The 21,213-nt window shown below is 47.0% G+C and carries 10 protein-coding genes and 1 pseudogene; 9 read left to right on the top strand and 2 right to left on the bottom strand.

From position 1 onward, the window contains the following. Nucleotides 1–8: 8 nt before the first annotated feature. The 8 genes from QUA02_RS27440 (at nucleotide 9) to cruG (ending at nucleotide 17,529) form a co-directional block, all read left to right on the top strand. A complete protein-coding gene (locus QUA02_RS27440) occupies nucleotides 9–2,966 on the top strand; it encodes a two-partner secretion domain-containing protein (RefSeq protein ID WP_333032519.1) in 2,958 nt (985 codons plus the stop codon). Nucleotides 2,967–3,031: 65 nt separating this feature from the next. Then, nucleotides 3,032–5,923 carry a two-partner secretion domain-containing protein gene (locus tag QUA02_RS27445; protein ID WP_333032521.1) on the top strand — a complete coding sequence of 964 codons (2,892 nt, stop codon included), beginning with the start codon at nucleotides 3,032–3,034 and terminating at the stop codon, nucleotides 5,921–5,923. A gap of 61 nt (nucleotides 5,924–5,984) precedes the next feature. Next, the gene (locus QUA02_RS27450; protein WP_333032523.1) at nucleotides 5,985–8,870 is read left to right on the top strand and encodes a two-partner secretion domain-containing protein; all 2,886 of its coding nucleotides are present in this window, start codon (nucleotides 5,985–5,987) and stop codon (nucleotides 8,868–8,870) included. 65 nt (nucleotides 8,871–8,935) lie between these two features. After that, nucleotides 8,936–11,860, top strand: a complete 2,925-nt coding sequence (locus tag QUA02_RS27455; RefSeq protein WP_333032525.1) for a two-partner secretion domain-containing protein — start codon at nucleotides 8,936–8,938, stop codon at nucleotides 11,858–11,860. A 119-nt stretch (nucleotides 11,861–11,979) separates the two neighbouring features. Further along, entirely contained in the window at nucleotides 11,980–14,595 is a 2,616-nt protein-coding gene (locus tag QUA02_RS27460) for a CHAT domain-containing protein (protein WP_333032527.1), read from the top strand. A 13-nt stretch (nucleotides 14,596–14,608) separates the two neighbouring features. Next, entirely contained in the window at nucleotides 14,609–14,776 is a 168-nt protein-coding gene (locus QUA02_RS27465; RefSeq protein ID WP_333032528.1) for a hypothetical protein, read from the top strand. Between the two features lie 89 nt (nucleotides 14,777–14,865). Then, nucleotides 14,866–15,807, top strand: a complete 942-nt coding sequence (gene cruF, locus QUA02_RS27470) for a gamma-carotene 1'-hydroxylase CruF (protein WP_333032529.1) — start codon at nucleotides 14,866–14,868, stop codon at nucleotides 15,805–15,807. 510 nt (nucleotides 15,808–16,317) lie between these two features. Further along, nucleotides 16,318–17,529 carry a 2'-O-glycosyltransferase CruG gene (gene cruG, locus QUA02_RS27475; RefSeq protein WP_333032530.1) on the top strand — a complete coding sequence of 404 codons (1,212 nt, stop codon included), beginning with the start codon at nucleotides 16,318–16,320 and terminating at the stop codon, nucleotides 17,527–17,529. Nucleotides 17,530–17,618: 89 nt separating this feature from the next. Here cruG and QUA02_RS27480 read toward each other — a convergent pair whose 3' ends face one another. Next, the gene (locus QUA02_RS27480) at nucleotides 17,619–18,401 is read right to left on the bottom strand and encodes a calcium-binding protein (RefSeq protein WP_333032532.1); all 783 of its coding nucleotides are present in this window, start codon (nucleotides 18,399–18,401) and stop codon (nucleotides 17,619–17,621) included. A 161-nt stretch (nucleotides 18,402–18,562) separates the two neighbouring features. On the opposite strand from QUA02_RS27480, the gene QUA02_RS27485 reads away from it, so the two are divergent. Then, nucleotides 18,563–18,943 carry a hypothetical protein gene (locus tag QUA02_RS27485; protein WP_333032533.1) on the top strand — a complete coding sequence of 127 codons (381 nt, stop codon included), beginning with the start codon at nucleotides 18,563–18,565 and terminating at the stop codon, nucleotides 18,941–18,943. Between the two features lie 46 nt (nucleotides 18,944–18,989). On the opposite strand, the pseudogene QUA02_RS33735 reads toward QUA02_RS27485, so the two are convergent. Beyond that, a pseudogene (locus QUA02_RS33735) lies at nucleotides 18,990–21,149 on the bottom strand (beta strand repeat-containing protein); the annotation flags it as partial. Nucleotides 21,150–21,213: the final 64 nt, after the last annotated feature.

Below are 21,213 nucleotides of genomic sequence, written 5' to 3' on the forward strand. Positions count from 1 at the left end.
CAGGCAAGATGCCTGTTCCACAAATATTAGATTTTATTGTGGGGAGTAGGGGTTGGGCATCTTGCCCGCCCGTAAGTTACTCCCTACTCTTTGCTTTCCTGTTGCTATTTCCCCCAGGTGCGATCGCCCAAATCATCCCAGATGGCACTTTGGGCCCGGAAAGTTCGCGCACCGTTCCTGATACTATCAACAATTTACCCTCAGATAGAATCACTGGCGGCGCAACTCGTGGGGTTAACCTATTTCACAGCTTGCGCGAATTTAACATCAGTGAAGGGCGGGGAGCTTATTTTGAAAATCCCAGCGGAATTACCAACATATTCACCCGCGTTACGGGCCCAAACCCCTCAAATATTTTAGGAACTCTGGGAGTTTTGGGAAACGGCAATTTATTTTTAATTAACCCGAAAGGAATTATATTCGGGCCGAATGCGCGGTTAGATTTGCGCGGTTCGTTTATCGGTTCAAGTGCTGACAGTATTGTGTTTAATAACGGGGTGGAATTCAGCAGCACAAACCCGCAAACATCCCCGCTGTTAACCGTTAATATTCCCGCTGGTTTAAGATTTCGGGAGAATCCCGGTGCAATTGTCAACCAATCCACGGCTTTAGGAAAAGTAAATCTTCCAGCCTTTCCTGTGCCAATCCCGATTAGCGATCGAGTTGGTTTAGCAGTAGACCCCGGTCAAACTTTAGCACTGATTGGCGGCGACATCCAAATCCAAGGCGGCAATTTAACAGCCAGCGGCGGACAAATTTTACTCGGTAGCGTCGCCAGTCCCGGTTTAGTTAATTTTGCACAGACTCCTGCCGAGCAACAGCAGGGGAATTTAACTGTTAATTATGACAATATTCAGAACTTTGGCAATATTCAAATATCGGATGGAACACTGATCAACACCAGCGGAATTGGTGGCGGTAGAGTAGAGTTAAAAGGTGGAAATGTCGCCCTCAGCGGTGCGAGAATTTATGCGCTGACACTGGGAAATATTGATGGTAGAGGTATCGATATCAGCGCTCAAAAGTTGCGAGTGGAAAACGGATCGCAATTTTCTACTTTGACTCTAGGAGATGGTGCAGGAGGCAATATCAATTTCCGCGCTGCTGATTCAGTAGAAATGAGCGGGCTGGGAGTTGAGGGCTATCAACAGGTTGCAATTAAATATTTGGTATCGGGAACAACAGACCCGTTTGACCCGCTATTTGTGCTGTTTAATGCTAGTGCTGGTGCTGGTTCGGGGGGGAATATTACGATCGACACCGGCCGCCTGCTCTTCAACAATGGGGTAGTAGGTAGCGGCATCGCTTTTGGTGGTGGAAATGGCGGAAATTTAATCATTCGCGCCAATACTTTTGAGATGGTGGGTTCTGGAATTAACAACGGGACAGCTAAAGAAAGTACCGGTGCGGGAGGAAGCATTAGTGTTGATGTCGCGAGATTAATTATGCGCGATGGTTCTCTTCTCGGTACCACAAGCTACAGCAGCGGCCCGTCGGGGAATATCAACATTAAAGCTGCTGAATCAGTAGAATTGTCTAACAGCGGGCCGACAACAGTTGTGTCCACCGGAGTCAGCACGCTGAGTATCGGCTCTAACGGCAGGGCGGGGAATATTAATGTCGATACCAAGCGGTTGACTCTCTCTGGGGGTTCTGCGTTTACATTAGGAACGGGTGTTTTAGTTGGCAGGTTTTTGTTTTCTCAGGAGGGCGGGCCTGCTGGAAATTTAACTGTTAGGGCTACTGAATCAGTAGAAATTTCAGGTATTTCTCAACTTTTGACCAGCGGAATTCAGAATGCTAGTGCGCTGACTTCTGGAACTTTGAGCTCTAGTCGGGGCGGGGATATTCGCATTGAGACGCCCAGCCTAACCGTGCGGGATGGGGGGATAGTTTCTACGAGTTCTTTGGGAGCTGGAGATGTGGGGAATATTACTGTTAATGCCGATCGCATCTTCGTCAGCGGCAGCGGAAATAACGGTCTGTTTGTCAGTACAATTGATGCTTCGGTTGGCAAGACATTTGGCACTAATCCCAATGCTACAGCAAATGCGGGTTCGTTGAATCTGAATGCCGATCGATTAATTGTCAGAGATGGAGCTACAGTCACGGTGCAGGCAACGGGAACCGGGCGCGCTGGTAATATCAATATTGTCGCAAATTCGATCGGCCTTGACAACCAAGCAAGAATTGACGGCACGACTGTATCCGGTACAGGAGCAAATATTAACCTGCAATCACAAGACATCCAATTGCACCGCAACAGCCGAATTACCACCGATGCGGGCAATTCTGACGGCGGCAATATCAACATCAACAGCAACATTCTTGTCGCCCTCCCGCAAGAAAACAGCGACATTACAGCCAACGCCCGCACAGCAGGCGGCGGCCGCGTGAATATCGATGTCCCCAATGTCTTCGGCTTTACAGCAGCGAGTCGCGAACAAGTCAGAAGCAGGTTGCGGCTCAATGACGCCCAATTTGCAGCGTTACAAGTAAGTCCTACATCTCTGCTTCCAAGCAGCGACATCGCGGCGATTTCCCAAAGTGGCGGCCCGGCTTTGCAAGGGGCGGTAACATTTAGTTCTTTTGGAGTGAATCCCGCTCAAGGTTTAGTGGAACTGCCGCAAAATGTGGTGAATCCGGCTGCGTTAATTGCCGCAAATCCCTGCATCCGAGGGGCCGAAAACGAGTTTACTGTGACTGGACGGGGGGGATTGCCACCGAGTCCTAATGAAGTTCTCAGCAGCGCTCCATCGCCGTTTCCTTGGGTGGAACCAGCGATAGGTCTAAGTCAGCACATAGAAAGCCAAAGAGCATCCATAGAAATTCGACCAACAGAAATTATGCCCGCTCAAGGTTGGGTAATGGACGATCGAGGACAAGTAACGCTGGTAGCGTATAATTCTGGTGGTGGTGCATCTATTCGCAGCCCGAAACCGACGGGTGTTTGCGTACCTCAATAGGTACTTTTCAGGTTTTAGCTAATCCCTCGCTATTTTTCTAAAATTAAATTAACCAGACTTCAAAGATGCAGCGCCCATCTTCCGCCCTATTTTTTGCATTCTTAGTGCTGTGTCCTTTCCCCGCCGTCGCCCAAATTATCCCCGATAATAGCTTGGGTACAGAAAGTTCGCGCACAGTTCCCGACACGATTAATAACTTACCATCCGACAGAATAGAAGGCGGTGCAACTCGCGGCGTTAACCTCTTTCACAGCTTGCGCGAATTTAACATCCGTCAAGGGCGGGGAGCATATTTTGAAAATCCCAGCGGAATTGCCAACATCTTTACCCGCGTTACGGGCGGCAACCCTTCTAATATTTTAGGAACTCTGGGAGTTTTGGGAAACGGTAACTTATTTTTAATTAACCCAAAAGGGATTGTCTTCGGCCCCAATGCTCGGTTAGATTTGCGCGGTTCATTTATCGGTTCAACTGGTAGCGGCGTTCTCTTTGATAATGGCTTTGAATTTAGTGCGACCGATGCTAATACAGTGCCATTGTTAGCGATTAATATTCCTGTGGGTTTAAGATTTCGAGAAAATTCTGGTACAATTGTCAACTCTTCCCAAGCAATCGATCCCACACCAACCTTACCGCCATTGCCCGTAGAAATTCCTGTTTCTAACAAACTTGGTTTAGCAGTAGACCCCGGTCAAACTTTAGCATTAATTGGCGGTGACATTCAACTGCAAGGCGGAAATTTAACAGCTTATACCGGACAAATATTGCTGGGAAGTGTGAAAAGTCCAGGTTTATTGCAATTTGAACAAACAGCTTTAGGACTGAATTTAAACTACAGTAATATTCAGAATTTCGGTAATATTGAAATGAACGGTGCATCGATCAATACCAGCGGATTAGGAGGTGGGAAAATTTACATCACAGGTGGAAATGTCACCGTCAGTAGTTCGGGAATTTATAGCCTAACATTGGGAAATATTGATGGTAGAGGGATTGACATCAACGCTCACAATTTACGAGTAGATAAAGGAGCGCAAATTCTTACTTCAACCTTGGGAGATGGAAACGGGAGTAATATGAATATCCGCGCTACTGACTCAGTAGAAATGATTGGGTTGGGAATAGGAGGCTATCAGCGATTTTATACCCAATATATATTATCTGGAACCATCAACCCCTTTGACCCCCAAATTGTAATTAATAGTGGTACTTTGGGCAGTGGAAATTCAGGAGAGGTTAACATCGATACCGGACGGCTGCTGTTGCGTGATGGGGTAGTAGGCGGTACCGCCACCCTGGGTGCTGGAAATGGGGGAAATCTGACTGTCCGCGCTAACACCTTCGAGCTCGTTAGTTCAGCAATCAATAATGGAACAACTAAGAAAAGTACCGGCTCTGGCGGCAATATCAATATTGAGGGCCAACGGTTAATTATACGCGATGCTGGTGGTTTAGTTAGCATCAGCCGCAGCGATGGAGCATCAGGAAATATCACGATTAAAACAACTGAATCTGTAGAATTGTCGGGGGGTATTTCTGGAAGTGCCGCGCAAACTCGTATCGGTACAAACTCTTTTGATGGCAATGGTAAATCCGGGGATATTACCATCGACACTAAGCGGCTGAGTGTTTCTGATGGAGCCTCAATTAGTTTATCAACGGGTGCGGTTATTGGGCAAGTCGTGTTTTCTAGAAATGGAGGTCTAGGAGGAAATTTAACTGTGAGAGCTTCCGAGTCTATCGAAGTGAGCGAGGTATCTGGAGTTTTGAGAAATGTAGGATTCGGAGCGAGTGCTCTGGCTACTCAAACTTCAAGTTCTGGTCGGGGTGGAGATATCCACCTCTCTACACCGATGCTCGCTCTGCGGAATGGGGGAATTATTTCTGCGGCTTCTTTGGGTGCAGTAGATGCCGGAAATATTACTATTGATGCCGATCGCATAGAACTTAAAGGTGCGGGGAGTAACGGTCGTTTCGCAAGTAGAATTGAGGCTTCGGCTGGCAGCTTTTCTATTATTGTCAATCCCAACGCTACGGGGAACGCGGGTTCATTAAATTTGAATGTAAATCGATTGAGTATCCGGGATGGAGCAACGGTTAGTGTTCAGTCTTTAGGAAGGGGAAGGGCTGGAAATATTAATGTTGTAGCCGATTCAATTGCTTTGGATAACAAAGCGAGTATTGATGGTACAACTGAATCTGGCGGTGGAGGAAATATTAATATCAGGGCGCAAGATATCCAGTTACGGCGCGGCAGCAGAATTACAACGGATGCAGGAATTTCTGACGGGGGAAATATCAGAATTAATAGCGATATTATGGCTACTTTACCCAATGAAAATAACGATATTACAGCTAATGGTCGTACTGCTATGGGCGGTCAAGTTACAGTAAATGTCCCGAATGTTTTTGGTTTTACAACGGTGACACGGGAACAAGCCAGAAGTAGTTTAGGACTGACTGATTCGGGATTTGCCGCTTTACAAGTCAATCCAACTTCTTTACTTCCTACTAGCGATATTGCGGCTATTTCTCAACAGTCTGGCCCCGCATTACAAGGAGCAGTAACGTTTAGCACTACTGGGGTAAATCCCGCTCAAGGGTTAGTAGAATTAGAGCAAAATGTAGTCGATCCCAGCACGTTAATTGCTGCAAATCCCTGCATCCAAGGGGCCGAGAGCGAGTTTACCGTCACTGGGAAAGGAGGAGTGCCACCGAGTCCTAATGATGCCCTCAGCAGCGCAGCAGCGCCGTTTCCTTGGGTGGAACCAGCCGTAGGTGGAAGTCAGCAAGTAGAAGGCGAAAAAGCATCCATAGCAGTTGGGCCAACAGAAATTATTCCCGCTCAAGGTTGGGTAATGGACGATCGAGGAGAAGTAACGCTGTTAGCGTATAATTCGGGTGGTGGTGCATCTCTTCGCAGTCCGAAATCGACGGGTGTTTGCGTACCTCGATAGGTACTCTTCAGGTTTGATCTGCGCGCTCGTTTTTTCATACCAAATTAACAGGATTCCAAGTATGCCCCGCCAATCTTCAGCCCTAATTTTTGCTTTTTTACTACTGTTTCCTTTCCCTGCGATCGCTCAAATTATCCCAGACAGCAGCTTGGGTGCAGAAAGTTCGCGCACAGTACCCGCAACTATTAACAATTTACCCTCAGATAGAATAGAAGGCGGTGCAACTCGCGGGGTCAATTTATTTCACAGTTTTCGAGAATTTAATGTCGGTGAAGGACGCGGCACATATTTTGCCAATCCTAACGGGATTGCGAATATTTTCACCCGCGTTACGGGTGGCAATCCTTCCAATATTTTAGGCGTGTTGGGAGTTCAAGGCAGTGCTAACTTATTTTTACTTAATCCCAAAGGAATTGTATTTGGTCCCAATGCGAGGTTAGATTTACGCGGCTCATTTATCGGTTCTACAGCTAGCGGCGTTCTCTTTGATAAGGGCTTTGAATTTAGCGCTGCCAATTCTAATGCAGTGCCATTATTAGGGATTAATATTCCTGTGGGTTTGAGATTCCGAGAAAATTCTGGTACAATTATTAACCAATCAATTGCTGCTAACCCATCACCGCCTGACCTTCCCCTACCATTACCAATTTTTAATAAAATTGGTTTAGCAGTAGACCCCGGTCAAACCTTAGCGCTAGTAGGGGGAGATATCCAATTCAACGGGGGAATCGCTACCGCCAGTACCGGACAAATCCTTCTGGGCAGTATCAAAAGTCCAGGTTTAGTGCAATTTGAACCAACCGCATTAGGTCTGAATTTAAACTATGGTAATATTCAGAACTTCGGCAATATTGAAATGAACGGTGCGTCGCTCAATACCAGCGGATTAGGAGGAGGGAAAGTTGACATCAGGGGTTCAAATGTCACTCTTAACGGTTCAGGAATTTATGGACTGACACTAGGAAATATGGACGGCAGAGGCATTGACATCAATGCCCAAAACTTACGATTAGAGGGGGGGGCGCAAATTTTCACCACCACCCTGGGAGAGGGGAAAGGAAGCGATATCAACATCCGCGCTACTGACTCTGTAGAAATGATCGGGTTGGGAATTGAGGGCTATCAGCAGCTTACAGAAAATTTTCAGACATCGGGAACAGGCAACCCCTTTATTTCGCAAATTGTTCTGTTCACTAGCGCTATTGGCAGTGGAGCAGCCGGAGATATTAACATTGAAGCCGGACGGCTGTTGATGAGCAATGGGGTAGTGGGCGGTGCCCCCACCTTTGGTGCTGGGAATGGCGGAAATTTGACTGTCCGCGCCAACACCATCGATCTCGTCAGTTCAACGCTCTATAACGGAACAACGAACCAAAGCACTGGTCAAGGCGGAAACATCACTGTTGAAGCGCAACGGTTAATACTGCGCGATGGCGGTGCTTTTGCCAGCTTCAGCCTTAGTGATGGAGCATCGGGGAATATCGCGATTAAAGCGAGTGAATCTGTGGAATTATCGGGTAGTCTTCCTGGAGGTCTAGGGCAAACTCGGCTCGGCACGAATACTTTTGATGCGAATGGAAAAGGTGGGGATATTAGCATCGACACTAAGCGGCTGAGTGTTTCTAATGGAGCCACAATTAGTTTAACGACGGGTGCGATTTTTGGCCAACTCGTGTTTTCTACAAGTGGGGGGACGGGAGGAAATTTAACTGTGAGAGCCTCCGAGTCTATAGAAGTGAGCGGCGAGTCAAGATTTTTGGGGAATGCGGGCTATGTAGCAAGTTCTTTTGTTACTCAAACTGCGAGTTCTGGTAGAGGTGGAGATATCCGCCTCTCAACACCTAAATTAACTGTGCAGAATGGCGGCGTTATTTCTGCGGCTTCTTTGGGTATAGCAGATGCAGGAGATATTACAATTAATGCCGATCGCTTACAAGTGCAAGGTATTGGGAGTAACAGTCGGTTGAGGAGTGGAATTGAGGCCTCGGCTGGTAGGGCGTTTAATGCTGTCAATTCCACTGCTAGCGGAAATGCAGGCTCGTTGAATTTGAATGCTAGTCAATTGATTCTTCGGGATAGTGCAGTGGTTAATGTTCAATCTTCAGGAACAGGTAGGGCTGGCAATATTAACGTTGTAGCTAACTCAATAGCCCTGGATAATAAAAGCGTAATTGATGGCACGACTGTCTCTGGTACGGGGGCAAATATTAACCTTCAAGCGCAAGACATTCAGTTGCGGCGCGGCAGTAGAATTACCACGGATGCAGGTATTTCTGAGGGCGGTAATATCAGAATTAATAGCGATATTTTGGTAGCTTTACCGCGAGATAATAGTGATATTACAGCTAATGCTCGCACAGCTAGGGGCGGACAAGTTACGGTCAATGTACCAAATATCTTTGGCTTTACAAGCATTAACCGCGAACAAGCCAGGAGTAGTTTAGGACTGACTGATGCTGAATTTGCAGCGTTGCAAGTAAGTCCGACTTCTCTAATTCCTAGCAGCGATATTGCGGCGATTTCCCAAAGTAGCGGCCCGGCTTTGCAAGGTACTGTAACATTTAGTGCTTCAGGGGTGAATCCCGCTCAAGGTTTAGTGGAACTGCCACAAAATGTGGTAAATCCGGCTGCGTTAATTGCTGCAAATCCCTGCATCCGAGGGGTCGAGAGCGAGTTTACTGCTACTGGGAAAGGAGGAGTGCCACCGAGTCCTAATGATGCCCTCAGCAGCGCAGCAGCGCCGTTTCCTTGGGTGGAACCAGCGATAGGTGGAAGTCAGCAAGTAGAAGGTCAAAGAGCATCCATAGAAATTGGACCAACAGAAATTATTCCCGCTCAAGGTTGGGTAATGGACGATCGAGGAGAAGTAACGCTGTTAGCGTATAATTCACGTGGTGGTGCATCTCTTCGCAGTCCGAAATCGACGGGTGTTTGCGTACCTCGATAGATACTCTTCAGGTTTTAGCTAACCCGTCGCTATTTGCCTAATACTAAATTAACCAGACTTAAAAGATGCTCCGCCAATCTTGCGCCCTATTTTTTGCATTATTACTGCTGTTTCCTTTCCCTGCGATCGCTCAAATTATCCCCGATAATTCCCTGGGCGCGGAAAGTTCGCGGACTGTTCCCGATACTATCAACAACTTACCCTCAGATAGAATCACTGGCGGTGCAACTCGTGGCGTTAACCTCTTTCACAGCTTGCGCGAATTTAACATCCGTCAAGGGCGGGGAGCTTATTTTGACAATCCCAGCGGAATCACCAACATATTCACCCGCGTTACTGGTGGCAACCCTTCTAATATTTTAGGAACTCTGGGAGTTTTGGGAAACAGTAACTTGTTTTTAATTAACCCAAAAGGGATTGTCTTTGGCCCCAATGCTCGGTTAGATTTGCGCGGCTCATTTATCGGTTCAACTGGTAGCGGAATTCTTTTTGATAAGGGCTTTGAATTTAGTGCAGCTAATTCTAATGCAGTGCCATTGTTAGCGATTAATATTCCTGTGGGTTTGAGATTTCGAGACAATCCCGGTACAATTGTCAACTCTTCCCAAGCAATTGGCCCCACCCCAACCTTACCACCATTACCCGTAGAAATTCCTGTTTCTAATAAACTCGGTTTAGCAGTAGATGCCGGTCAAACTTTAGCATTAGTTGGCGGTGACATTCAACTACAAGGAGGAAACTTAACAGCTTATACCGGACAAATATTGCTGGGAAGTGTGAAAAGTCCAGGTTTAGTTCAATTTGAACCAACAGCTTTAGGTCTGAATTTAAACTACAGTAATATTCAGAATTTCGGTAATATTGAAATGAACGGTGCATTTATAAATACCAGCGGATTAGGAGGTGGCAAAGTAGATATTAGGGGTGGAAATGTCACCATCAGCGGTTCGCGAATTTATGGTCTGACACTAGGAAATATTGATGGTAGAGGGATTGACATCAATGCCCAACAGTTGCTAGTAGATAGAGGGTCGCAAATATCCACCTTGGTTCTGGGAGAGGGGACGGGGGGCGATATCAACATCCGCGCTACTGACTCAGTAGAAACGATCGGGATTGGATTTGACAGCTATCAACAGGCTCTCAGTAAAGTTATGACATTGGGAACGTTAGATCCTTTTGAACCGCATATTGTTCTGCAAACTGCCACTGGTAACGCAGGAGCGAGTGGAAACATCACGATCGATACCGGACGCTTGTTGGTGCGCGATGGGGTAACAGCCATTACTACGACTTTTTTGGGTGGAGGCAATGGGGGCAATATCACCATCCGCGCCAATGTATTCGATCTAGCTGGTTCTGGGATCTTCAGTGGGACAGAGCAGGGTAGTAACGGCATAGGAGGAAATATCTCCTTTACGGGAGAACAGTTAACTGTGCGCGATGGTGCGATTCTCACCAGTCTCACCAGGAGCGAGCAACCATCAGGGAATATCACGATTAAAGCTGCTGAATCAGTAGAAGTCTTAAGGAGTCTCCCTGGAACTGCAATCCAAACTCTGATTGCTTCCAGTTCTTTAGATGCCAATGGGAAAGGCAGAGCCGGGGATATTACGATCGACACCAAGCGGTTGAATGTTGCCGAAGGAGCCGGAATTACTGTAGGTAGTGGTGGGATTATTGGCACAACTATCATTTCTTCTGGAGGGCTGGCTGGAGATTTGACAATTCGGGCTTCTGAGTCGATAGAAGTGGCAGGCATCTCTGGAGTTTTGGCAAATGGAGGTGTGATTACCAGTTTCCTCGCCAGTGAAACCAGTAGCCCTAATCAGGGAGGCAATCTTAACATTTCTACGCCTGCTCTGACTGTGCGGGATGGGGGGGGAATTTATGTGAGTTCTGGGGGTTCTGGAAATGCAGGCAATCTCACGATTAATGCCTCTAGCATAGAAGTCTTTGGCACGGCTCTTAACCGTCGATTTATTAGTCAAATTAACGCTTCGGGGGGCAATATATTTGGTGTTCCCCTTCCCAACGCTACGGGAAATGCGGGCTCGATCAATTTAAATGTCGATCGATTGATGGTTCGGGATGGGGCAACGGTCGGTGTCCGGGCGCTGGGAATAGGGAACGCTGGTACTCTCACCGTTATAGCCGACTCGATCGCCCTTGATAACAAAGGCAGCATTAATGGCACAACTGTCTCCGGTACTGGGGCAAATATTAACCTCCGATCGCGATCCATTCAGTTGCGACACGGCAGCAGAATTACCACCGATGCAGGTATTTCTGATGGTGGAAATATCAAAATTAATAGCGATATTTTTGTGGCCATCCCAGGAGAAAATAGCGATCTTACAGCTAATGCTCGCACAGCTAGAGGCGGTCAAGTTACAGTGAATGTACCAAATATCTTTGGTTTTACAGCCGTTACCCGCGAACAAGCAATAAGTCGTTTAGGATTAACTGATGCTGAATTTGCAGCTTTACAAGTAAATCCAACTTCTTTACTTCCTACTAGCGATATCGCCGCGATTTCTCAACAGTCTGGCCCCGCTTTACAAGGGGCGGTGACATTTAGTGCTTCTGGAGTGAATCCTGCTCAAGGTTTAGTGGAACTGCCGCAAAATGTTGTCGATTCGGCTGCTTTAATTGCGGCAAATCCCTGCACGCAAGGGGCCGATAGCGCATTTACCGTCACTGGGAAAGGAGGAGTGCCACCAAGTCCTAATGATGCCCTCAGCAGCGCTGCAGCGCCGTTTTCTTGGGTGGAAGAGGCAGGAAGAAATGCAATGAGCAATGTAGAGGATTTAACCGATGTAACCGATCGAGGGAAGAAGCAAGAAGGGGAAATCCCCGATCGGGAAGTTGTGGCGGCGCAAGGTTGGGTGGTGAATGCGAAAGGAGAAGTTACGCTTGTTGGATATAATCCGGGTAATGGTGCTGACTCTCGCAATCCTCGGCAGAATTCTGTTTGTGTACCCCGTTAAAATTAGTTTTTTTAAACCGCAGATGTAGGCGGATTAACGGGGATTAACGCAGATAAAGGATAAGATGTATTTGGGTTAATTAGTATGTGTGTCTGCAGTTGTAATTTTATTTTCTAACTATGAAGTTTACCCGATCGCTCCGACAAGTAATTCTGTTATTTGTGATTTCCTGTCTGCTATCCGTTGCGATTCCTCCCGGAATTGCTCAGGTTAATCCACCACAAGCGGTGCAGCTTGTCCGACAAGCTCGAACTCTGTACCGAGAAGAACGTTTTTCGGAAGCTGTACCGCTGTTGCAGCAAGCGGCGGCGGCGTTTGAGGCAAAAGGCGAAAATCTCGATCGCGCCACAGCTTTGAGCAATTTAGCTGCCACCTACGGGCAATTGGCGCTTTGGGAAGAAGCAGAAAAAGCTGTAAATTCGAGTTTGTCGGCTGTGCGAACACAAGCCAAAACTCCCGAACAGCAGCGGATTTTGGCTGAAACTCTCAACATTCAAGCACAGTTGCAACTCGAACGGGGGCGGACTCAAGATGCGATCGACAACTTCGACTCAAGCGCTAAAATATTCGAGCAACTCGATCGCCAAAACCAACTTTTTCAAGTTCAAATTAATCAAAGTCGGGCTTGGGAAACTCTCGGACTTTACCCCAGAGCTTGCAAAATTCTGTTAGCTTCTTTCAAGCTGGAAAACCAAACTTGCGAAGTTTCGACAGCGGGTTTGGAAACTTTGAAAAATCAGCCTGTTTCTCTCGAACAAGTCCGGGCGATTCATGCTTTAGGGCGAGTGCTGCGGGTTTTGGGACAACTCGAACGTTCCGAGGATTTGCTGTCAGCGGGACTGGAAGCAGCCCAAAAATTAGGTGCCCGGCCAGAAGAGGCTGCAATTTATCTCAATCTGGGCAATACGGTACGGGCTAAAAGCAATAAACCGGGTTTGAGACCCAAACAGCGCGCTGATTTGGAACGCTCTGCCCTAGAGTATTATGCTCGATCGGCTGGGGCGACGGCGACGACATCGCCCCTACAAATTCAAGCGAAGTTAAACCAATTAAGTCTTTTAGTCGATCGCAAAAATTGGTCGGAGGCAGAGGTTTTGTGGCGTTCTCTCGAACCTCAAACCGATCGATTTGGGTCGAACCGCGCCGGACTTTACGCTCAAATTAACCTTGCTCAAAGCTTGATGAAATTAGCTCAGTCGCCTGCGGAAACTTTGAGTTTAAGCGATATTGACAAAATGCTCGATCGAGCTCTGGAACCAGCAAACAGTTTGGGCGACAAACGGATACAAGCTTACATTCTGGGATCTCGGGGCAAGCTGTACGAAATCCAGCAGCAGAATCAGCAGGCGGAAACTCTAACAAATCAGGCTTTGAGTTTAGCACCTGCGTTTGAATCTCCCGATATTGCCTATCAATTGTTTTGGCAACTTGGACGGATTCGGAAAGCTCAGGGAAATACAGAAGGGGCGATCGTTCAATATACTCAAGCTGTGAATCTACTGTCTTCTCTGCGGGGCGATTTGGTAACAGTCAATCCCGAAGTGCAATTTTCGTTTCGGGAAAGCGCCGAACCGGTTTATCGGGAATTAGTCGGCCTGCTTTTGCAAGAGGAATCGCCCAGTCAAGCTAAATTGAAACAGGCGCGCCAAACGGTGGAATCTTTGCAGTTGGCGGAATTGGACAACTTTTTTCGGGATGCTTGCGCTGATGCTAAACCAAAGTCGATCGAGGAAATCGATCCGACAGCGGCGGTGATTTATCCGATTATTTTGAGCGATCGTTTGGAGGTAATTTTGTCAATTCCCGGCAAACCCCTGCGCCGCTACACTACTAAGAAGTCTCAAGCCGAGTTGGAAACTGCTTTCAGACAAGCTAAAAATGTCATCAGGCCTGCTGCTTTCCCCCGCGACAGGAGGCCTCCCGTCGAACAGGTTTATGACTGGTTAATCCGCCCTGCGGAAGCGGATTTGACCGCCAGCGGGATTAAAACCCTGGTATTTGTGCTCGACGGTTACTTGCGCAATCTGCCGATGGCGGTGCTGCACGACGGTGAAAAGTTTTTGGTAGAAAAATACAGTATTGCTTTGGCGCCGGGATTGCAATTGCTGGCACCGAAACCCCTGAACAAAGTCAAGTTAAAAGTGCTCACCGCTGCCCTTTCGGAAGCGCGTCAAGGCTTCTCGGCTTTGCCGGGGGTGAAGGAGGAAGTTGAACAAATTGCAACCGAGATGCCGGCGAGTTCGCTGCTGAATGAAGATTTTGTCAGCGGGCGGTTGCACGATCGAATTAAAGCGGCGTCTTACCCGATCGTCCATTTGGCAACTCACGGTCAGTTTAGCTCGAATGCGGCGGATACTTTTATTGTGACTTGGGATCAGAAAGTGAATGTTAAGGAGTTCGATCGACTGCTGCGAGCCCGCACTGGGGAGAAACAACAGGCGATCGAACTTTTGGTTTTGAGTGCTTGCGAAACTGCTTCGGGCGATAACCGCGCGGCTTTGGGTTTGGCCGGGGCCGCCATTCGATCGGGTGCCCGCAGCACCGCCGCCACCCTTTGGCGAGTCAACGACGAATCTACAGCTATTTTTATGACTGAATTTTACCGTCAACTTGCTTTGTCTAAAATCAGCAAAGCTGAAGCCCTCCGCAACGCTCAATTAACGCTGCTGAAAAACCCAGATTATCAAAACCCCTATTTCTGGGCGCCTTTCGTACTGGTGGGGAATTGGCAGTAATTTAAGATCGGAAATGGGGAATTGGGAATTGGGCATCGGGCATCGGGCTTGCAGTCAACAGTCAACAGTCAACAGTCAACAGTCAACAGTCAACAGTCAACAGTCAACTGCCAACAGTCAACAGTCAACAGTCAACAGTCAACTGCCAACAGTCAACAGTCAACTGCCAACAGTCAACTGACAACTGACTGAAATGCAGTTGGTTTTTTGTTAAAGATTGTAAACTGTTAACGAGTGCTTTCCGCATCTAATATTTTTTCGAGGAGTCCCATGAAGCAACTTTTGATTGCTGAGCGCTTTTGCCTGATTGCCCACGTCTTGTCAATGGCTTTTGGATTGGCAGGGTTGCTGCTGATTTTACCCCGTCCCGAATTGGTGATGAGTTTGCCACCAGCAGGGCAAACTCTATTCCAGTGGGGGATGGCTGGGGGTGGAGTAGTTTATATCATTTTTGGTGCAGCAGCAGTTGCTCTCTATTCCTTGCGGACATTGGGTTTAGGTGCAACTCTGGCTTTTTTACTGCCTTCTGTGTTTTTGTCCTTGAGTAGCGAGTTGTTGGGAACGAGTACGGGTTTTCCCTTCGGCAACTACCATTATTTGAGCGGTTTGGGCTACAAAATTGCAGGGCTGGTTCCGTTTACAATTCCCCTCTCGTGGTTTTATCTGGGACTGGTTTCCTATTTAATTGCTCGCGCTGGAGTAGCGGTTGGTAAAGGTAAGCTCAACTGGGTGCGCCAAATAGGGGCGATCGCCCTCGGTGCTTTGCTGCTAACAGCTTGGGATTTTGTACTAGATCCGGCGATGAGTCAAACTTCTGTGCCTTTTTGGGAGTTTGAGGAACTTGGCGCTTTCTTTGGGATGCCTTACCGCAATTTGGCTGGCTGGATGGGTACGGGGGCGCTATTTATGTCTGTAGCAGCTTTCTTGTGGAGAAAAACACCGATTAAATTAGAGCGATCGGAATTGGGTTTGCCCTTAATTGTTTATTTGGTCAACTTTGCTTTCGGAGCAATTATCACTGTAACTTCGTTGGATTCTCGGTTCTGGTTCCCGACATCGCTAGCGGTGCTTCTGGGCGTAGTTCCGGCGATCGCGTTAAGCTGGATCGCTAAACCCGCAGCAGGTTACGTAACAGAAACAATGCCGTCTTTGGATACATCTGTGCTCGCGGCTGAAATTCCACCTCAGCCCGTGGGCGTTTTGCGCAAGTAAGTCGCTAGCGAGCAACCCGGCTGATTTAGCAAAAACTTACACTAATTTTTGAGCTAGTTGAAAAACCCGGTTTCTTGTAGAAACCGGGTTTTTCAGCGGCGATTTTTTCATAGGGTTTCCGGTAGCATCGGAATTATTAGCCAAAATTAGGACACGGCAGTGCCGTGTCCCTACAATATTATTTTCGGTAGGGACACGGCATTGCCGTGTCCTCTATATCATGTATGAGTGCAACCGGAATTGATATTATTAGCCAAAATTAGGACACGGCAGTGCCGTGTCCCTACAATATTATTTTCGGTAGGGACACGGCATTGCCGTGTCCTCTATATCATGTATGAGTGCAACCGGAATTGATATTATTCCCAATTCCTGTAATATGTTTGAGACCAAAATATAATAAATTTTTTAAATTGACATCAGTTACCAAAAAAATGATCTGTAAATAAGCTCCCAACCCATATCCCCTCAGTCATTCCCAATTCTTCAATTATTCAATTCTTCAATAGTATGGTTTTCCCGATCGCCCCTCACCTGTTCTCCCAACCGCTGACAACTATCATCCCTGTCGCACTTTTGCTGCTGCAATTGCCCGCCGCAGCCCTTCTGATGTCGCGTTTGATTAAAGGCCCGTCGCGCATTCCGCCCCTGGAACCGGAATCGCCGACGCTGGACTTGTTAGGGGCTTGTACTGCGGTGGTGCCGACTTTGAACGAAGCCGATCGAATTTCGCCTTGTTTGGAAGGATTAACCAGCCAAAGTTACGAACTCCGAGAAGCGATCGTGGTTGACAGCTATTCGGTAGACGGAACCGGAGATTTAGTCAAAGCTGCGGCAGAAAAAGACCCCCGGTTTCGCTTGATTAACGACGATCCGCTGCCGGCGGGTTGGGTAGGGCGTCCCTGGGCGCTGAATGCAGGTTTTTTGGCAAGTTCCGAGAAGTGCGAGTGGATTTTGGGGATAGATGCCGATACTGTGCCGCATCCGGGCTTGATTGCGAGTTTACTCAAAACGGCGGCGGCTGGAAATTACGATTTGATTTCGCTCTCGCCGCAGTTTATCCTCAAGTATCCGGGGGAGTTGTGGCTGCAACCTGCTTTGTTAATGACTTTGGTTTATCGGTTCGGGCCGACGGGGACTGGCGGGGATGTGCCGGAACGGGTGATGGCGAACGGTCAGTGTTTCCTCTGCAAGCGCGAGGTTTTGGTGGCTTTAGGGGGCTATGAGGTCGCGAGGGGTTCTTTTTGCGATGATGTGACTCTGGCTCGCTATGCGGCTGCTAAGGGCTTTAAGGTGGGCTTTTTGGATGGGGCAAAAGTGTTGAAGGTGCGGATGTATGAGGGGGCGATCGAGACTTGGAATGAATGGGGTCGATCGCTGGATTTGAAAGATGCTGCTTCAAGCGGTCAAATCTGGGGCGATTTGTGGCTGTTGCTGGCAGTTCAAGGTTTGCCGGTGCCGATTGTGTTGTGCTATTTGCTGTTTGGTTCGCTGCCGTCGGTTGGTGTATTTCCGCACTTTTGGCTGTTGGGATTGAATGTATTTTTGGTGGCAGTGCGATCGGCTTTGTGTTTTGCGATCGCCCCTTCCTACGATACAACTGGGGCATCTGGTAAATGGCTGTTTTGGCTGTCACCTTTAGCCGATCCGCTGGCGTTTTTGCGTATTCTAATTTCTGCTTTAAATCAGCCTACTCAGTGGCGCGGCCGAAAGTATGAATAATCGTTAAATTTTTGCTAGACCTTTTAAAATTGGTAGAAGTGCGATCGCCCTTATTTGATCGAATGGGCGATCGTACTTTTCATTTTTTCCTAAATCAACCGGAAATTAGCGGCTGTTATCAAATTAGCACTCACTCCAATCATCACGCCTAACTCTTCCCCTGTCAAGAGATTCTTGATGAGAGTTCCCTGAGTATTTTGAGTGATTGCTAACTGGCTAAAGCTCAAACCTCCGCTTAGTGCGATCGAATCTTGACCCACGGTAAAATCAGCGATCGTGTCAAATCCTCGATCGGCTTTTAAGACAAAGATATCGTTACCGCTACCGCCAATCAAACTATCATTGCCCAAGTCTCCGTAAAGAAGATCATCACCTTGACAACCAGTGAGAGTATCGTTGTCTTCGCCTCCGTAAATCGTATCATTTCCTTCACATCCTCCCAAGATATCTGCTGCTTCGTTACCGCTGATGAAATCATTACCTTCACCGCCGCAGATAGTATCCGATCCCTGGTTCCCAAACAGGTAGTCATCACCTTGACTACCAAGTACGATGTCATTTCCTTTGCCTGAAAATAAGGTGTCATTATCCTTGCCACCATCGATGAAGTCATCATTTCTCTTGCCATAAACGATGTCATTACCTTCGCGGCTATTTATGGAGTCATTGCCTTTGCCTCCAAAGATTAAATCGTTGCCCAAGTCGCCAATAATAATGTCATTATTTTCATCTCCAAATAGGATGTCATCGCCACTACCACCGCTGATAAAATCATTGCCTGTGTTGCCGTTGAGGATGTCGCGTCCGTCGCCACCATATAAGTTGTCATCCCCTGATTTGGCATCGAATATATTGCCAGTGTTGCTGCCCAATAATTCATCGTTTTGGGCAGTGCCTATTTGAATTGCCGATACACCGAGTATGGTGTTTTCAACTAAATTCGGTTGGTTTAAGTTGGGATAAACAATATCGTCGCAGATGCAATCATCGTTGGGAATGTTATTAGTTATTGGTGTGGGTGTGGGTGTTACCGATGGCGTTGGCGTTGGCGTTAACGATGGTGTGGGTGTTACCGATGGCGTTGGCGTTGGTGTTGGAGTTACCGATGGTGTTGGTGTTGGTGTTGGAGTTACCGATGGTGTTGGCGTTGGTGTTGGAGTTACCGATGGCGTTGGTGTCGGAATTGGTGTTGGAGTTACTGATGGTGTTGGTGTTGGAGTTACCGATGGCGTTGGTGTCGTTGTTGGAGTTACCGATGGCGTTGGTGTCGGTGTTGGAGTTACCGATGGCGTTGGTGTCGGTGTTGGTGTCGGTGTTGGAGTTACCGATGGTGTTGGTGTCGGTGTTGGCGTTGGTGTTGGAGTTACCGATGGCGTTGGTGTTGGTGTTGGCGTTGGTGTATCGTTATCAGTAATAACAATATCTTGGAAAGTGGTGCTGCCTAATGTAATGCCAGAGGTCGGATTACTAATAGTTAATGTGGCGGTTTCTGTGCCTTCGACTAAAGCATCATCAATTATAGTAAAGGTGGTAATTCCCGTAGTTTGTCCGCTAGGAATGGTAATGCTAGTATCGCCGAGGTTGTAATCTCCCGTGGTGATGTTAGTTCCTGAAATACCTAAGTTAACCTTTTGGTTGCTAGAAACGGCACTAGAAGTTGTAGCGGTAACGGTAATTGCGGTGGTACCAGCTTCATTACCTACATTACTGCTGACTGATAAGTTAACTGTAGGATTTGGGGCTACATCGTTATCAGTAATATTGGCAGTAATCGAGGCAATACTAATAGCATTGTAGTTAGTATCGGTGCTAGTTGATGTGTAATTAATCGTGCTAGTATGATTGCCTTCAACTAGATTATCATTTACGGCTGTGACTGTGACTGTCTGCGGTACATTCCAGTTAGCTGAAGTGAAAGTTAAGGTACTGGCGCTACTTGTACTTTGACTGTCAGGGTTGATGTTAATTGTGACATTAGATGTGGGCTGACTGTTTAATACTACTGTGTAATTATCGGTGACACCGCCTTCGGTGATATCTGTGCTACCTGCCGATTGTGTGATGTTGACACTGGCAGTATCGTTATCAGTAATATTGGCTGTTACCGGGGTAATGGCAATCGCATTATAATTACTATCGGTGCTACTTGCTGCGTAACTAATGATGCTAGTATGAGTCCCTTCAGCTAGGCTATCATCTACGGCTGTGACTGTGACTGTTTGTGGTGTATTCCAGTTAGCGGAAGTGAAGGTGAGACTGCTAGAACTACTGGTACTTTGACTGTCAGGGTTGATGTTAATTGTGACATTAGATGTGGGCTGACTGTTTAATACTACTGTGTAATTATCGGTGGCACCGCCTTCTGTAATATCTGTGCTGTTACTAGATTGAGTGATGATGACACCGACTACATCGTTATCAGTAATATTGGCAGTAATCGGAGTAATAGTAATAGCATTGTAGTTAGTATCGGTGCTAGTTGCTGTGTAATTAATGGTGCTAGTATGAGTCCCTTCAACTAGGTTATCATCTACGGCTGTAACTGTGACTGCCTGTGGTACATTCCAATTAGCTGAAGTGAAGGTTAGACTACTGGCGCTACTTGTACTTTGACTGTCAGGATTGATGTTAATTGTGACATCGTTTGTGGGTTGACTGTTTAATACTACTGTGTAATTATCGGTGGTACTGCCTTCTGATATATCGGTACTACCGCTGGATTGAGAAATGGTGACACCAGCTACATCGTTATCCGTAATAGCAATATTTTGAGTAGTTGTGCTACCTAATGCAATACCAGAAGTGGGATTACTAATAGTTAATGTGGCGGTTTCTGTTCCTTCTGCTAAAGCATCATCAACAATGGTAAAGGTGGTACTGCCTGTAGTTTGTCCGCTAGGAATGGTAATGCTAGTATTAGCGAGATTGTAATCTCCGGCGGTGATATTAGTTCCTGAAATGCCTAAGTCAACGGTTTGATTGCTAGAAACGGCATTAGAAGCTGTGGCGGTGACGGTAATTATAGTTGTACCTGCTTCGGTGCCAGAATTACTGCTAATTGATAAGTTAACAGTTGGTGCGTTAACTGTTGTTGTAACTGCGGTGGCTGTATTATTAGTTTCATCGCTTTCTACAATACTATTACTGACATCAACTGTTGCTGTACCGCTGGTGAGAGTTCCTGCACTATTGGGGGTGACATTTAAAGTCAGAGTGGCGTTACTATTTCCACTGATGCTACCACCTGTAAATTTAGCAACTCCGCCTGTGGTTCCCGCGTAGGTGAAACCATTAGAAAGGGTGGGAGTTCCGACTATGGAAAGTCCTGTGGGTAAAGTAAATTCTGCATCTACGCCTGTGGCATCAGCATTGCCAGTATTGTTAACAGTAAGAGTGTAGGTGAGGGGATTTCCTAATATTACTGGGTCGGGAGAATCTGATAGGGTAATGTTTAAGTCTACTGCGTCATCATTTTGAATAGTACCCGTAGCTGTAGCTGTAGAAAGAGTTGTTCCTGATAATGGTAAAATTGTAACAGTGAAGTCTTCATCAGGTTCAAAAGTATTATCGCCTTGAACTGGAATGGTAATAGTTTGAGTTGTGTCTCCGTAAGGATTCAGGTCTGAAGAATGGGAATGAGCTCAGGCATAGCCAAGTCACAAGAATGGGCAGAAATAGCCTCAC

The organism is Microcoleus pseudofavosus SVA1_A4 (genome assembly GCF_036700565.1).
Lineage (GTDB): Bacteria > Cyanobacteriota > Cyanobacteriia > Cyanobacteriales > Microcoleaceae > Microcoleus.